12 protein-coding genes and 1 pseudogene are annotated in these 15,310 nt (G+C 60.2%); 5 read left to right on the plus strand and 8 right to left on the minus strand.

Translation table 11 applies throughout. The features are described from left to right. Positions 1-15: 15 nt before the first annotated feature. Complete coding sequence (locus tag SYN60AY4M2_RS01410) at positions 16-1,524, minus strand: UbiD family decarboxylase (protein WP_099812145.1); 1,509 nt, start codon at positions 1,522-1,524, stop codon at positions 16-18. A gap of 36 nt (positions 1,525-1,560) precedes the next feature. Further along, positions 1,561-2,457, minus strand: coding sequence for a carbohydrate ABC transporter permease (locus SYN60AY4M2_RS01415; RefSeq protein ID WP_099812146.1), 897 nt, complete (start codon positions 2,455-2,457; stop codon positions 1,561-1,563). Positions 2,458-2,624: 167 nt separating this feature from the next. On the opposite strand from SYN60AY4M2_RS01415, the gene SYN60AY4M2_RS01420 reads away from it, so the two are divergent. The 3 genes from SYN60AY4M2_RS01420 to SYN60AY4M2_RS01430 all read left to right on the plus strand — a co-directional run bounded on the left by SYN60AY4M2_RS01420 (position 2,625) and on the right by SYN60AY4M2_RS01430 (position 4,220). Further along, positions 2,625-2,960 carry a YbaB/EbfC family nucleoid-associated protein gene (locus SYN60AY4M2_RS01420; protein WP_011430218.1) on the plus strand — a complete coding sequence of 112 codons (336 nt, stop codon included), beginning with the start codon at positions 2,625-2,627 and terminating at the stop codon, positions 2,958-2,960. A 21-nt stretch (positions 2,961-2,981) separates the two neighbouring features. After that, the gene (recR, locus tag SYN60AY4M2_RS01425; protein WP_011430217.1) at positions 2,982-3,581 is read left to right on the plus strand and encodes a recombination mediator RecR; all 600 of its coding nucleotides are present in this window, start codon (positions 2,982-2,984) and stop codon (positions 3,579-3,581) included. 147 nt (positions 3,582-3,728) lie between these two features. Continuing rightward, positions 3,729-4,220, plus strand: a complete 492-nt coding sequence (locus SYN60AY4M2_RS01430; protein ID WP_099812147.1) for a hypothetical protein — start codon at positions 3,729-3,731, stop codon at positions 4,218-4,220. A gap of 92 nt (positions 4,221-4,312) precedes the next feature. On the opposite strand, the gene SYN60AY4M2_RS01435 is transcribed toward SYN60AY4M2_RS01430, so the two are convergent. From SYN60AY4M2_RS01435 to glnA, 4 genes are all read right to left on the minus strand, one after another. Next, on the minus strand, positions 4,313-6,349 hold the full coding sequence (locus tag SYN60AY4M2_RS01435; protein ID WP_240527670.1) for a cation:proton antiporter: 2,037 nt from the start codon (positions 6,347-6,349) through the stop codon (positions 4,313-4,315). A 200-nt stretch (positions 6,350-6,549) separates the two neighbouring features. Next, complete coding sequence (locus tag SYN60AY4M2_RS01440; protein ID WP_240527671.1) at positions 6,550-7,278, minus strand: SDR family oxidoreductase; 729 nt, start codon at positions 7,276-7,278, stop codon at positions 6,550-6,552. A 66-nt stretch (positions 7,279-7,344) separates the two neighbouring features. Then, positions 7,345-7,926, minus strand: coding sequence for a hypothetical protein (locus tag SYN60AY4M2_RS01445; RefSeq protein ID WP_099813189.1), 582 nt, complete (start codon positions 7,924-7,926; stop codon positions 7,345-7,347). Between the two features lie 275 nt (positions 7,927-8,201). Beyond that, positions 8,202-9,626: a type I glutamate--ammonia ligase gene (gene glnA / locus SYN60AY4M2_RS01450; RefSeq protein WP_099812149.1), complete on the minus strand. Its 1,425-nt coding sequence runs from the start codon at positions 9,624-9,626 to the stop codon at positions 8,202-8,204. Positions 9,627-9,998: 372 nt separating this feature from the next. Here glnA and trxB point away from each other — a divergent pair, with 372 nt between their 5' ends. Next, a complete protein-coding gene (trxB, locus tag SYN60AY4M2_RS01455; protein ID WP_011430211.1) occupies positions 9,999-11,429 on the plus strand; it encodes a thioredoxin-disulfide reductase in 1,431 nt (476 codons plus the stop codon). Between the two features lie 66 nt (positions 11,430-11,495). Here trxB and purL read toward each other — a convergent pair whose 3' ends face one another. Then, positions 11,496-13,796 (minus strand): phosphoribosylformylglycinamidine synthase subunit PurL, encoded by a 2,301-nt coding sequence (purL, locus tag SYN60AY4M2_RS01460; RefSeq protein WP_099812150.1) that lies wholly within the window; start codon positions 13,794-13,796, stop codon positions 11,496-11,498. A gap of 139 nt (positions 13,797-13,935) precedes the next feature. Here purL and SYN60AY4M2_RS01465 point away from each other — a divergent pair, with 139 nt between their 5' ends. After that, the gene (locus tag SYN60AY4M2_RS01465) at positions 13,936-14,505 is read left to right on the plus strand and encodes a helix-turn-helix domain-containing protein (protein WP_240527912.1); all 570 of its coding nucleotides are present in this window, start codon (positions 13,936-13,938) and stop codon (positions 14,503-14,505) included. On the opposite strand, the pseudogene SYN60AY4M2_RS01470 reads toward SYN60AY4M2_RS01465, so the two are convergent. Next, positions 14,490-15,310 (minus strand): annotated as a pseudogene (locus SYN60AY4M2_RS01470) (IS630-like element ISSoc15 family transposase); the annotation flags it as partial. The gene SYN60AY4M2_RS01465 and the pseudogene SYN60AY4M2_RS01470 overlap by 16 nt on opposite strands.

Below are 15,310 nucleotides of genomic sequence, written 5' to 3' on the forward strand. Positions count from 1 at the left end.
GCCTCTTAGCCACCCCTAGAACTCGTAGCCAAATAGGCGCGGATCCGCCGGCTGCAAGTCCAGATCCGCCAGGCCGTATTCCGCCCAGCGGCGATCCACCAGACGGGCCACTTGCGGATCCGGGGCAAGCGGTTGCCGCCAGGGGGTGTCGGTTTCCGGGGGGATCTTGGTGGTGGCATCGATCCCCATCTTGCCCCCCAGACCCCGTTTTTCGGTGGCAAAGTCCAGGGCGTCAAAGGGGTTGTCCGGCAGAATAAACACATCCCGCTGCGGATCCACCCGCGAACACAGGCACCAGAGCACCTGCCGCGGATCCCGCACATTGATGTCCTTGTCCACCACGATGACGAACTTGGTGTAGCTAAACTGGGGCAAGGCGCTCCAAAAAGCCAGGGCCGCCCGCCGCGCCTGGCCGGGATAGGCCTTGTCGATGGACAGAATCGCCACCTTGTAGCCCAAGCCCTCCATGGGCAAAAAGAAATCCACGATCTCCGGCACCTGCTGCCGCAGAATGGGGGTGTAAATGCGGTTCAGGGCCAGCGCCATCATGTCGTTTTCTTTGGGAGGCTTGCCGCTGAAGGTGGTGAGGTAGATGGGATCGCGGCGGTGGGTGAGGCAGTGGAAGCGGATGAGCGGAGCTTGCTCGTTGCGAGGGCCGTAGTAGCCGATGTGATCCCCGGCAGGGCCGTCGGGGGCCACCTCCCCTGGCGTGATGGTGCCCTCCAGAACAATCTCGGCGTGGGCCGGCACCTCCAGATCCACCGTCTTGCAGCGGGCCAGGTGTAACCCTTCGCCGGCGTAGAGGCCGGCAAACAGCCACTCCGACAGATCCACCGGCAGGGGCGTAGCCGCCGCCAGGATCACGGCGGGATCCACCCCGATGGCCACTGCCACTTCCAGCTTCCGGCCCAGGGCCGCCGCCTTGCGCAAATGCCGGGTGGCCCCCCGCACCGACAGCCACTGCACCGTCATCGTGTTGCGGCTCTGGAGCTGCAGGCGGTACACCCCCACATTGGGAATGCCATTTTCCGGGTCTTTGGTAACCATCAGCCCCAAGGTCAGCACCCGCCCGGCATCGCCGGGATAGACCCGCAGCAGGGGCAGTTGGGTGAGATCCACCGCCTCACCCAGCAGCACCACCTGCTGACAGGGGGGGAAGAGATCCCGGCTGGGTCGAGCTTGGAAGACTCGGAACAGCGCCTGCCCCAGCTCCAGGGCCTGGGCAAAATTTTTGGGCGGGCGCGGCTGGTAGAGCAAGGCCAGTTTTTTCCCCAGCTCCTCCAGCTCCCGCGGCTGCTCCATCCCCAGCGCCCAGCAGATGCGCTCCACCGTGCCCAAAACGTTGATCAGCAGGGGCATCGAGGATCCCTTCACCCGCTCAAACAGCAGCGCCGGCCCCCCGCAGGCCAAGAGGCGATCGGCGATCTCGGCAATTTCCAGGTCGGGATCTACTTCTGCTGAAATGCGGCGAAGCTGGCCACGGGACTCCAGCAGGGCGATGAAACGGCGCAGATCTCTGGGCATGAAGGGAGCACTCGCGGGGATGAGGATCTCGCTAACTTACTTGTCGCGGCTGAGGGCCAGGCCGCTCATGAAAGGCTTTTGCAGGGCAATGAACACCACCAGCGGCGGAATACTGGCGATGATCGCCCCCAGCATCATGGGGCCATAGGAGGCGGAACTATCCAGGTTGAGCAGGGATTGCAGCCCCACCTGCACCACCTGCCGCTCCCGGCCTTGCACGATCAAGCGGGGCCACAGGTACATATTCCAAGCGTAGACGAAGTGAATCACCGCCTGGGCTCCGATGGCGTTCCAGCTCAGGGGGATCAGCACCTGGGTGAGAAACTGCAGCGGGTTGGCCCCGTCCAGTTGAGCCGCCTCCGCCAGCTCGCGGGGGATGTTGGAAAAATGTTGGCGAAACAAAAACGTCGAGGTGGCGCTGGCCAGAAAGGGCACGATCAGGGCGTAGTAGGTGGATCCCCAGCCCAGGTTGGTGACCAGCCGCAGCAGAGCGATGATCAGAATTTCTGTGGGCATCATCAGGGTAATGAGCACAAAGCCGAAGGCCAGCCCCTTGCCCGGAAAGCGAAAGTAGACAAAGGCCAGCCCCGCCAATAGTGACAAAACCGTTTTGCCCACCGTGATGGCCGTGGCCACGATGGCGCTGTTGACCATGTAATGGCCTAGGTGACGCGCCACCATCACCTGCTGCCAGTTAAAGGCCAACGAGGAGCCAAAGGTCAATTGATAGCGAAATACCTCGGCATTGTTTTGGGTGCTCACGATCAGCGCATACAGCACCGGAAACCCCAGCGCCAAACAGGCCAGCCACAGGCCTAGGTGAACATACCAGCGCTCCGGGATCCAGCGCCGCCAGGACAAGGGAGAAGCCTTTTGGCGCACGGGGCTGGGCTGGGCGGCTAGCGACTGCGGATCCTGCAACAGTTGAGCCATGACACCTCCAGGCAGGGGACGCTTTTGCCCTCTCTGTTGAGGATAATTCGTCAGGGTTAACCCCAGGCTAAAAAGGCCGATCTGACCTGGGTTTCCAGCTTGGCGGGTACTTTTACCGACAAGAGGAAAGGGGTAGAGTAGAACAGCAGTGTCTAGAAGAGGATCCCATGACCCGAGGCTTTGGTCCCTTCGGCAAAATCCAAGAAGCCCTCAAGAAGGCCCAAGAGGTGCGCGACGGCGCTCAAAGGCTGCAAAAAGAGCTAGAAGAAATGGAGATCGTCGGCGAGGCCGGCAATGGGCTAGTGAAGGTGACAGTGAACGGCAACCAGGAGCCCCTCAAGGTCTCTCTGGATCCCCAAGTGCTCCAGGAGCCGGTGGATGTGGTGGAGGACTTGCTCCTGACGGCGATGGTGAACGCCTACACTCAGTCCGCCGAGACGATGCGCAAGCGCATGGAGGAGCTGACCGGAAACATCAGCCTGCCGGGGTTGGGGTTGGGCTGATCCCGGCCAGCCTGGCTTCCTATGTACACTCGCCCTTTGGCTCGCCTGATCGAGGAGCTGCAGCGCCTGCCCGGCATTGGCTCCAAAACAGCTCAGCGCCTGGCCTTGCACTTGCTCAACCGGCCTGCTGGCGAGGTCGAGGCCCTGGCCAAAGCCCTGCTGGAGGCTAAGCAAACCGTTAAGCATTGCTCCATCTGTTTTAACTGGTCGGCGGAGGATCCCTGCGAGATCTGTCGCTCGCCGCAGAGGGATCCGTCGACCTGGTGCGTAGTGGCCGATGTCAAGGATCTCATCGCCATGGAGCGCACCCGCGAGTTCAAGGGCCTTTACCACGTTTTGGGGGGTCTGATCTCGCCCATGAACGGGATCGGGGCCGAGCAGTTGCGCATCCGCGAGCTGGTGGCCCGGGTGGCGCGGGAGAAGCCCCAAGAGCTGATCTTCGCCCTCAGCCCTAGCGTGGAGGGGGAGGTCACTATGCACGTGGTTAAAGATTACCTGAAGCCGGTTGCCCCCGGCCTGCGCATGACCCGTCTGGCCTTTGGCCTGCCCATGGGATCCGAGTTGGAGTATGCCGACGAGGTTACCCTGGCCCGTGCCCTAGAAGCGCGGCAGGAGTTTTAGGCCCAGGTAACTGCGGGCTGGGCTTGCCCAGAGCAAGGTGTCCAACCCTGAAGTTGTTGCTAAGGTGAGGACCACGGGTCTTGTCATGGGATCCCGGCACTTACCTGAGGTCAAGAAAGTTCAACCAGCAACGCGGAGAGGGCAGCGATGGCGGATACGGCACAAACTCACCTCAGCTCAGGCACCGTCCAGGGGCTGGACTATGTAGTTCTGGGAGTGGCCTCTTGCTTCCAACGGGATGAGGACGGTCGCCTCAGGGAGGTGTTGGTGGCCGAGTCGGTTCCCGCCGCCGCCCTGGATTGCCTGGCCCAAGAGCGCCGCAGCACTTCCTACTGCCTTCTCTACGCCACTACTTACGCAGAAGTTGTCGACAACGGGATCCCGACTTTGCCCGCCGATGTTTTCCCGCCAGGGGTGGTGCTGGGAGAAGATTTTGTGGAGCGGCTACAAGCGGCGGCCCGTACGTACCGCAGCAAGCCCCAATTTCGTCACATCCCTCTGCACCAGGTCTGCACGCCAGAGAGGGGGGTGTTCAAGCTCCATTTCAGCGCTGAGCCGCGGCGGATTCTCAATGCGGCAATGGAAGTGAGGGATGCCGACAACATCAAGCAGCACCCCCACACCCATCAGCATTTCTAAGCCCGCTAGCAGCTATCGCTACCACATCCCTGTTGCCGAAACTAGGCAAATACATCGAGTCCCACCTCAGGGCCTACCCTTGGAAGAGCAGTTTACAGTGGCTCTCCGAGCATGATCAGAGAGCAGGTGAGGCGTTCTAGGAGGCGAGTGGTCGTGTCGCTGAAGGATAGGCTCCCGCTGGGGTTGCGCCGACGAAAAGAGGGCAGCACCACCAGGTCAAATCCTTGGGCCTCCTGCAAGAGGGTTTTGACGACCTCGTCACTGGCCAAGACCTTGACCTGGACGGGGTAGCCCAAGTCTGGCTGTTGGGCTAGGGATAAAAGCTGCGCCTCCAGCCACTGGCGATCGCTTTCGGGGGTGCTGGCGAAGCAGATGTGAAGCAAGGTAACTTCTCCCTGGCTGGCGGCGGCCAAGATCTGGGCTAGGCGCACCGCCCGAGCCGTCTGCGAGCGAAAGTTTTCCAGCACCACCAGGATCCGCCGCAGCTTGTGGGGGGGATGGAGCAGGCGTGCTACGGCAACTGGGCAATGGGCAGCCCAGAGGACGCTGTTGATGACGCTGCCAAAGAGGCGGGCCTGTAAGCGGGTGGGATCGCTCCAGCCCATGACGATGAGGCTGGCGTTCTGCTCACGGCTGGCGTGGCTGATCCCCTGGGCCACGTGGCTGTCGATGCGGCAGAGAGGGGTGACCTCCACCCCAAAGGGCCGACAAAACTCCGTCGCCCGCTTGAGGAGGTGGTCTCCGTGCTCCAGGGAAGTTTGCAGCAAGGGAGAGTCCATGTGCAGGTGGCCGGTCGCCACCGAGAGGGGAACCACCCGCCCGCCCTCCTGCTTGGCCAGGAGGCAGGCCATCTCCAGCAGGTTTTCCTCGGTTTCGGGATTGGCCAGCGGCACCACGACCACGTAGGGCTGGGGAGGCGGCGCTGCGGAGGCGGGAGCGACTCCTGGTGGAGATGGGAACCGACTCTGTTCCTCCTCCATAGCCATTTGCGTGGCCGCCCGACTGGTCAAAATTGGGCCCAGGGTGGCCGTTACCAACATCAACACCACCACGCTGTTGAGCACGTCTGCATTGAGCAACCCCACGCGGTACCCCACCAGGGTTGCCGCCAAGGTAGCCGCCACCTGGGGCAAGGAGAGCGACCACATCATCAGCTTTTGGGTCGGGGTGTAGCGGTAGAGCCACTGACAGAGTTGGGCAGCAGCGTACTTGCTGAGGCCCAGCCCCAGCAGGATACTCAACAGCAGCCAAAGGGAGCTAAGGGTCTGCAAAAAAGCGCGTAGATCAAGCAACAGCCCTATATCCACAAAGAAGACGGGGATGAACAAGATGCTGCCGACAAAGACGATCTTTTCTTTGACAGAGCCCTCCCGCAGCACATCGTTCACGGCCAGCCCCGCCAGAAAGGCGCCGATGATCTTCTCTACCCCAATCCACTGCGCCCCCAGAGCCGCCACAAACAGAGCCAGCAGCACAAACAAAAATTGGTTGCCCTCTTCGCTGCCGGTGACCCGAAAAAACCGCTGCCCCAGCCAGTCCACCCCAAACAGCACAGCAGCCGCATACAGCAGCAGGGATCCCAGCAGCCGCACCAAGCTCCAGAGGGAAAACTCGCCGCCGTGGATGCCGACACAGACCGCCAAGACCAGCAGCGCGGCAATGTCGGTGAAGATGGTGCCGCCGATGGTGACCAGCACCGCCTCGTTTTTCACCAGACCGTAGCGGCTGACGATGGGGTAGCCCAGGGGGGTGTGGGAGGCAAACAGGGATCCCAGCAGGATGGCCGCGTTCCAGCCAAAGCCAAACAGCCGCCCAATGGCGGTGCCCACGGTTAGGGGAATGGCAAAGGTCAACAAGCCAAAGGTGGCAGAGCGGTTGCGGGTCTGCCGAAATTGCTCCAGGTCGATCTCCAGCCCGGCCACAAACAGCAAATAGACCACGCCGATCTCCGAGAGCAACTGCACCGTCGGCAGCTCTGAAGTCAACAGGTTCAGTCCCTGAGGACCCAGGGCGATCCCCGCCACCAGAAGGCCCACCAACCCCGGCAGGCGCAGCCGCTCAAATAGCGGCGGCACCACCAGGATCACCCCCAGCAACAGAGCAAAGGAGAGGATGGGCTCCTCTTGCACAAGTGAGCGTATGGCCTCCATCGGCTAGGCCCCCGGCTGGACGTCTTCCTGATTATGGAGGCAATCTGCCCAAAGGGCCGCAAGGAGATCTGGCCAGCCCCAACCCACCCTCTCTTGCCTGGGGAAGTTCCCGCTGGCAATACCGACTTGTGCCAGCTCTGGATCCTGCAGCAGGGATTTCTTCCAGAACTCGGCAAGCCTTAGAGAAACTGGTGGCTTTCCGGCTGCAACACCACCTCGTTGGGCACGGCATTGGCAGGCATCGTCAGGACAAAGCGAATCGCCTCGGCAGCCGTGGCAGGGCTGAGCATTTTGTCCCGCTGCACCTTGAGGCTGATGGGATCCCAAAAGGGCGAGTCGATGCCGCCAAAGTAAAACAGGGTAAAGCGCACCCCAAAGCGCTTTAGCTCATCGGCCATGCACTTGGTAAAGCCGACCACGCCAAATTTGGCAGCACAATAAGCCGAGGCCATGGCCATGGGGTGGCGGCCCAGAATGCCGGGGAAGTTGAGAATATGGCCGGACTTCTGCTCCCGCATGGCGTTGGCCACCAGTTGGCTGGTGCAGAAGCTGCCCTTGAGGTTGACCGCCAGCATCCGCTCCAGCTCAACAGGGGTAATGTGCTGGGCAGGCTTGAGGATCCCGGCTCCGGCCAAGTTGATCACCACGTCGATCCGCCCGTGCCTTTGGAGGGTCTGGTTGACCAGGGCCTCCGCCTGAGCGTAATCCGTCACATCGGCAGGGATCCCCAGCCCGGAGGCAGCCCCCAGGGACATCGCTTTCTCCGCCAGCGTGCGCAAGGGATCCTCTCGCCGCGCCGCCAGCACCAGATGGGCTCCGGCCTGGGCCAAGAGAGGCACAAGGGCACTGCCAATTCCCCCTGTGGCCCCTGTAATGAGAACAACCGCCTGGGACAATGAGGAAGACACGTTACGTTTTTTAAACTCTTCCTCTCATCATACCCAGGGAGTGGCCTTGAGGGACGATCCAGAGAGTTAAACGCGACGCAGCCGCAGTCGTTGCACCCATTCTTCCCCGAAGCGCAGCCAGTCTGCCATTTTTTCTGGACTCACCTGTTGGTCGTCCCGCCAAACAATAAGCTGCGGCCCGGATCCCTCAGCGCAACAAGGAGGATGCTGCTCCAAGAAGCTAAGAAACCTAGGATGGAAGCGCAGGCGAATCTTGGCCTCATCTTCTCCGCGCAAAAGGTAGCTGCGGGAAAACCGAGGGTGGCCCTCGAAGTTGATATCTTGCATGCCAAAGGCTTTGGCAATGTCATGAAACAGGGGAATATTCGGATGTAGCCGAAAATGAGGTAGCCGTAGATCTTCGCAATAGGCCCAGAAAACAGACTGGCAATGAGTGCCGCGACTCTTGCCCCAGACAATCCTGCGACTCTTGCCCCTGCCGCTGGGGTACCTATACTGATAGTCAAAGGCACCGATCTCAGTTCCATCGATTAGCCGCTTGGACATTGAGTTGTAGAAACGTCGATCGTAGCCTTGTTCAAATAGTTTAAAGCCTGCCTGAAGCAAGCGGGAGCGGATCCCTTCGGGTAGCTCTGCTGAAAACGACATGCCCAGGCTCCTGGCCACCTGCTCCAAAGCTTCCCGACGCTTCTTCTCTAGATAGTCAGCTAGCTTCTCTAGATAGACAACAAGCGCCAGAAGGCCTAAGAGAATAAGGACCCAAATAATAAGAGCTATAAGCCATCCCATCCAAACCCCCCCTGAGTCTGTAAACTTCAGCACCCCCACCCAGAGTACCAGAGCAGGCACAAAAAAGGGATCCCTCCAGCAAGAAGGGATCCCGTTCAAAAGCCTTGGCCGAGAACTAATGGTTTAGATGAGAATCAGGCGTCGAAATAGAGCGCGAACTCGTAGGGGTGAGGCCGCAGGTTGATGGGGTTGATCTCGTTGTCAATTTTGTACTCGATGTAGGCCTCGATGAGATCTTCGGTAAAGACACCTCCCTCCAACAAGAAAGCGTGATCCTTCTGCAGGTTTTCCAGAGCATCCAGCAGGGATCCGGGCGTGGAGGGGATCTTGGCCAGCTCGTCTGGCTCTAGATCGTAGATGTCTTTGTCCAGGGGCTCGCCGGGGTGGATCTTGTTCTTGATCCCGTCCAAGCCGGCCATCAACATGGCCGAGAAGGCGATGTAGGGGTTGCAGGTGGCATCGGGGCAGCGAAACTCCAGCCGCTTGGCCTTGGGATTTTTGCCCGTGACCGGAATGCGAATGGAAGCCGAGCGGTTGCCCTGCGAGTAGGCCAGGTTTACCGGCGCCTCAAACCCGGGCACCAAGCGCTTGTAGGAGTTGGTGGTGGGATTGGTGAAGGCCAGGATGGCCGGGGCGTGCTTGAGCAGGCCGCCGATGTAGTAGAGAGCCGTTTCGCTGAGATCGGCATAGTTGCCCTCTTGGTAGAACAGGGGCTGGCCGTCTTTCCAGAGGGACTGGTGCGTGTGCATGCCGCTGCCGTTGTCATTGAAGAGGGGCTTGGGCATGAACGTCACCGTCTTGCCGTGCTTGCGGGCCACGTTCCGGATCACGTACTTGTAAATCATCATGTAGTCGGCAGAGGTGAGCAGGTCGGCAAAGCGGTAGCCCAGCTCTCCTTGCCCGCCAGTGGCCACCTCGTGGTGGTGCTTTTCGATGGGCACCCCCAACTTGGCCATGGTTAGCAGCATCTCGGTGCGGAGGTCTTGGTGGGCATCGGTGGGCGGCACAGGGAAATAGCCTTCTTTGTAGCGCGGCTTGTAGCCCAGGTTGCCCCCTTTCTCCTCCCGGCCTGAGTTCCAGCGGCCCTCAATGGAATCGACGAAGTAGTAGCCGGCGTTCTGAGTTTGGTCAAACCGTACATCTTCAAAGATGAAAAACTCCGCCTCGGGCCCAAAGTAAGCCGTATCGGCAATGCCTGTCGATTGCAGGTAAGCCACAGCCCGCATGGCTAGGCTCCGAGGACAACGGCTGTAGGGCTGGCCGGTGCGGGGTTCAATGATGTTGCAGATGAGGCTGAGGGTAGGCACTTGGAAAAAGGGGTCGATCCAGGCCGTTTTGGGGTCTGGCACCATGTACATGTCCGACTCGTTGATGGATTTCCAGCCCCGGATGCTGGAGCCATCAAAGGGCAGCCCTTCGCTAAAAACTTGCTCCGTCAGCATTGAAGAGTGGAAGGAGACATGCTGCCAGGTGCCAAAGAGATCCACAAACTTGAGATCCACCATCTGGACATCGTTGTCCTGGATCATCTGAAGCACATCTTGGGGCGTGGATGCCATTACTCTCTCCTGATTGGGTTGCGGTTGAGACTGGGGTAATCAAAGGTAGACGGGATCCCCACGCTTCGACTTGAATGGGCCAAAAGCGCTCACCCATCCTAGAAAAGCCGATCTCAGCATTTTGTAGTTTCTGATACGAAATTGCCCTGGCTTTGGCCTTCTGCTCCAGAGGTTGGCCATCGCGCCTCTCAGCCAGGCGTTTCTGCCCTGTTGTCCTCCAGACAGAGACAAAACCCTGTCCCCCTAGCTAGAGGAAAGCGAAAATGGGACTAACAAGCTCCAGCCTCGCCGAGGGTACCAGCTCGTGTTAGGCTAAAACGTAGTCGTTATGAGTTTGGTTTAGTTTTCAGCAACAGCAAGGAGCGACATCGGATGACAGAGCAAAGTCGGGTTGAGAACGTGGTGATTATTGGTTCTGGCCCTGCTGGGTTTACGGCGGCCATTTATGCCGGGCGTGCCAACCTGAAGCCGGTTGTGTTTGAGGGGTTTCAGGTGGGCGGGATCCCGGGCGGGCAGTTGATGACCACCACCGAGGTGGAGAACTTTCCGGGTTTTCCCGAGGGCATCAGTGGCCCCCAACTGATGAAAAACATGCGTGCCCAGGCGCAGCGGTGGGGGGCAGAGCTTTACCCCGAGGACGTCACCTTTGTGGATCTGAGCCAGCGGCCTTTTGTGGTTCGCTCTGACGAACGGGAAGTGCGCACCCACAGCCTGATTATTGCCACCGGGGCCACGGCCAAGCGCCTGCACTTGCCCGGAGAGGAGATCTACTGGAACCGGGGCATGTCGGCCTGCGCCGTCTGCGATGGGGCCATGCCCATGTTTAGGGGGGTGGAGCTGGTGGTCATTGGCGGCGGCGATACCGCCTGTGAGGAGGCCACCTACCTGACCAAGTTTGGATCCCATATCCACATGCTGGTGCGCAGTGGCAAGATGCGGGCCAGCAAGGCCATGCAAGACCGGGTGCTCAACCACCCCAAGATTACCGTCCACTGGCACACGGAGGCGGTGGAGGTTCTGGGCGACGGCCTGCGCCTGACGGGGGTGAAGGTGCGCAACAACCAGACGGGCGAGATTCGGGAGATGGCAGTGGGCGGCCTGTTCTACGCCATCGGCCACAAGCCCAACACCGACTTGTTCAAAGGGCAACTGGAACTGGATGAAGTGGGCTACATTGTCACCCGCCCAGGATCTGTAGCCACCAGTGTAGAGGGCGTGTTTGCCGCCGGGGATGTGCAGGATCACGAGTTTCGCCAGGCCATCACCGCTGCCGGCACCGGCTGTATGGCGGCCATGCTGGCGGAGCGCTGGCTCTCCGAACACGGCCTGGCACAGGAGTATCACGTCGTCCCTCAAAGCCATCTTGAGCCCGCTTCTGCCTCTGCTGTCGAGGTAGAGCCGGAGGGAGACTCGGCTGTTGAGGAGGCCAGTTTTGAGCAGGAGGTGCAAGATGACCTCGACTTCAGCCAGACCTGCCACGAGGGGAGCTATGCCCTGCGGCGGCTCTACCACGAAAGCGATCGCCTGCTGATGGTCAAGTACACCGCCCCCACCTGTGCCCCTTGTCATGCCCTCAAGCTGATCTTGAACAAGGTCATCGAAGAGTTTGCCGACAAGCTGCATGTGGTGGAGATCGACATCGAGAAAGACCCGGAGATCGCCGAGGCAGGGGGGGTCACCTGCACGCCGACGGTGCAGTTTTTCAAAAACAAGGAGCTGGTGGCTCAGGTGGTGGGTGTCAAGCCCAAGTCCCACTACCGGGAGGTGATCCAGGCGAATTTGTCTGAGGCAAAATCAGCTTGAGGTAGTCCCCCTCACCCCCGGCCCCTCTCCCAGCCCCTCTCCCTGAGGGAGAGGGGAGCTAGGCGGCTAGTCGGCAAAGGCGCTGTAGTAGGCACCCTGCAGGGCGGCCAAAGAGACTGACAACAGGGGATCCCCTTCTGCCGTTGTCAACACCAACGGATCCGCAGGCCCGCCCACCTGTCCTAGAAGCTGCCACTGGCCGGGGAGCTGCGACTCTAAGTAGGCTTCCCAAGGAGAGCGCTGGGCCGGGTCCACAGAAACGAGGATGCGGCTGGATCCCTCGCCAAAGAGGGCCTGATCCCAGCGCAGGGATCCAGGAGCTAGGGAGACGCTGGCGCCGCGGCCCCCACTCAGGCAGGCTTCTGCCAAGGCCACCGCCAGCCCTCCCTCGCTGCAGTCGTGGGCGGAGCGCACCCACCCCTGGCGGATGCCGTGGCGGCAGGCCCCTTGCACGCGCTTTTCCAGCTCCAGATCCACGGGGGCAGGACGACCCGTGACCTTGTTGTAGATTGCCGCCAAATACTCGCTGCCGCCCAGGCTGGTGACGGCCTGGGATCCCAAGAGGTAGATGAGATCCCCTTCTTGCTGCCACCCCTGGCCACAGATGAATTTCAAGTCCGGAATGAGGCCCACCATGCCGATGACGGGGGTGGGGTAGATGGCCTGGGATCCCTTCTCGTTGTAGAGGGAGACGTTCCCCCCCGTAACCGGCGTGCCCAGGGCGCGGCAGGCCTCGGCAATCCCCCGACAGGCCAGGGCCAACTGCCAGTACACCACTGGGTTTTCCGGGCTGCCGAAGTTGAGGTTGTCGGTTATGGCTAGGGGATCCGCCCCCACGCAGGAGAGGTTGCGGGCGGCTTCGGCCACGGCGGCCTTGGCCCCCTCGTAGGGATCCAAATACACCCAGCGGCCATTGCCATCTAGGGTGGCGGCAATGGCTTTGCGGGCAGCCTGCAGAGGGGGCACCTCGCCCACGCCAAATTTTTGGGAGCGGATGCGGATAACCGCCGCATCTCCCTGTCCCGGCCAAAGGACGGTGTTGTTTTGCACCTGGTGGTCATACTGGCGGTAGATCCAGGCTTTGCTGGCCAGGGTGGGGCGGGCCAAAAGCTGCAGCAGCACCTCTTGCCAGGCCAGCGTTGCCTGACCTAGGTGAATCCCTTCGCGATCGCAGGGGGGTAGAGTGGCGGGATCCCATTGCCATGCCGCTTGCACATACTCCGGCGGCTCTGGCAACAGGGGGCGGACGTAAACAGGAGTATCCTCCGCCAAGGCCCGCGCCGGCACCCTCACCACGCAGGATCCCTGGTGCCAGATCTCCACCAGCGGCTCGGCAATGACTTCTCCGGCCACGCTGGCCTGCAGGCCCCAGCGATGGAAGATCTCCATTACCTCCGCCTCGCGGCCTTTTTGCACCACCAGCAGCATCCGCTCCTGGGACTCCGAGAGCAAGTATTCCCAAGCCGCCATGCCGCTTTCCCGCGCCGGCACGCGGTCGAGGTCAAAGCGGATCCCCACCCCTCCTTTGGCGGCCATCTCTGCGGTGGAGCAGGTGATCCCGGCTGCCCCCATGTCCTGGGCCGCCACCACCGCTCCCGTGGCAAAGGCCTCCAGGCAGGCCTCGATGAGACATTTGCCCAGAAAGGGATCCCCCACCTGCACCGCCGGCCGATCCTGCTGCGCGTCCTCCTTGAGCTCGGCGCTGGCAAAGCTGGCCCCGCGGATCCCGTCCCGGCCGGTGGTGGCGCCGACGTACAAGATCGGGTTGCCCACTCCCCGCGCTGCCGACTTCACCACCGCCGGCGTCTCCAGCAGGCCCAGGGCCATGACGTTGACCAGGGGGTTGCCGCTGTAGCAGGGATCCACCGCCACTTCCCCCCCCACCGTGGGCACCCCCACGCAGTTGCCGTAGTGGGCGATCCCCTCCACCACCCTGGCCATGAGGCGGCGGTTGCGGGGATCCGTCAGCGGCCCAAAGCGCAGGGAGTTCAACAGCGCAATGGGGCGGGCGCCCAGGGTAAAGATATCCCGCAGGATGCCCCCCACCCCGGTGGCCGCCCCCTGGAAGGGTTCCACGGCGGAAGGATGGTTGTGGGACTCGATCTTAAAGGCCAGCCAGTCCCCATCCCCCAGATCCACCACGCCGGCATTTTCCCCCGGCCCCACCACCACCCGCTCGCCCGTGGTGGGAAAGTGCTTTAGCAGAGGGCGGGAGTTCTTGTAGCAGCAGTGCTCCGACCACATCACCCCAAACATGGCCAGCTCGGTGGGGTTGGGATCCCGGCCCAGTTGCTGCTGGATCTGGCGGTATTCCTCTGGGGAAAGGCCGTGGGCTTTCAGGTCTGGCGGGGCAGAAGCGGAGGTCATAGCGTTCAAGGTTTACCTAATTCGCCAGGAAGGCCTGCCCTGTACCCCCCTATATCCCCCCGTACACGGGGGGACTGGGGGGCCGGTCAGGGTCGGGATGAATGGCGAAGACACTCATGAACAGATATCGTAATCTCATGTGCGAATTGCCTACCAGTACCGCTTGCGCCCTACTTCTAGCCAAGTCGCCCTAATGGGTGAGTGGCTGGAGTTGTTGCGTAAACAGTACAACTATCGCTTGGCGGAGCGCTTCCGCTGGTGGGAGCAAAATCGCTGCGGTATCCATGCTTGCTCCTTAACGGTCTGTCATCTGCCTGAGTTGAAGGAGCAGCCCGACTTGTACTCGCAGCAGCGGGACTTGCCCAATACCAAGGCTTTGTTTCCTGAATACCGAGAGATTTATTCCCAGGTGCTCCAAAACTGCATACGGCGGGTACAAAGGGCCTTTGATAGATGGATCAAAGGTGACTCCAACGGCAAGCGGGCAGGAAGGCCGAGATTTAAGGGTGTTGGGCGGTACCGCTCCTTTACCTTCCCCCAAATGAAGCAGGACTGCATTCGAGGGAAGTTTATCCATCTGCCCAAAATTGGGCCGGTTAAGCTGATCCAGCACCGTCCTTTGCCCGACGGTTTTACGATCAAGACTGCTACCGTTACCCGCAAGGTTGATGGGTGGTACAGCCTGTTAAGGGCTCAAGGGGTACAATAGCAGCACTTAGCAAACCAACTTCGGAAGGAGGATGGATTGATCAGTAGTAAAGAAGTCTTCACTATCTGCTCCATGCTATATTTCCCAATTCTGCAAAGCTGCCGAATAAAATGCTTCAACACCGACCACATCATCTCAAGGGGATTCAACTCCGGCGCATACACAGGCAGGTATAGGATTCGTGCTCCTGTCCCCCTAATCAATTCCTCAACTTCCCGACTCTTGTGGATATTCAAATTGTCCATAATCACAACCTTCCTCGCATCTAGCTTCGGACATAGCTCGCTTCTCAAAAACTCCAAAAAATCTCCTTTCTTCATCCCACCCTTGATGACACGACAGCCAACTACACCTCTCAAGGAAATAGCTCCAATAACCGTATACTTTTCACCCTTGTATCTCTGACGATAATGATAAGCCCTTTGACCACGTAAACTCCGAGATACTCCCCGCTCCATTCCCTCCCAGACCCCTGTCTGGTCGAGGGCAATCAAATCCTCTGCTGGAATATCCCTGACTTCTTGACTATAAGCTAGTCGTTCTCTTTGCACCTCCTCTTCTTTGACTTTTGCACTGCGGTAGGTCTTTTTTTTAAAGTCATTCCTTGCTTTTTCAAGAAATTATGTATCGTGACGATGCTTACATTGATTCCTAAGCGCTCGCGCAACAGTTCTTGATACTGCCACAGGTAGAAGTCTGGGTGTTCTGTAATAATTGCCATCACTTCCTGCCGATGTTGTTCCAAAATGCCCACTCGCTTGGTGCCTGCTTTCTTAGGGGCTAAATCTTGAGTTTGTTGGTACTG

The sequence above is a fragment of the Synechococcus sp. 60AY4M2 genome (genome assembly GCF_002760375.1).
Lineage (GTDB): Bacteria > Cyanobacteriota > Cyanobacteriia > Thermostichales > Thermostichaceae > Thermostichus.